This window comes from Prevotella sp. HMSC073D09 (genome assembly GCF_001814145.1).
Taxonomy (GTDB): Bacteria; Bacteroidota; Bacteroidia; order Bacteroidales; family Bacteroidaceae; genus Prevotella; species Prevotella conceptionensis.
Map to the genome: position 1 here is coordinate 6509 of NZ_KV815113.1, position 324 is coordinate 6832.

The window sequence follows — 324 nt, forward strand, 5'->3', positions numbered from 1 at the left end:
GCAAATGTACGAGTTTTCAAGCAAATCACAACCTCAAAAAAATAATTCTGTTCGTCTGCTTGGTTGTTGGCGATACTGCAAATGTACGAGTTTTCAAGCAAATCACAACTTACCTTATTCACAATTGTGGCATCAGTATGTTGTTGGCGATACTGCAAATGTACGAGTTTTCAAGCAAATCACAACTGACCATGTTGAGATTCAAGCTAGTGATTTGTTGTTGGCGATACTGCAAATGTACGAGTTTTCAAGCAAATCACAACTTGCAACCCGATGGCTCTACTGGTCACTTTGTTGTTGGCGATACTGCAAATGTACGAGTTT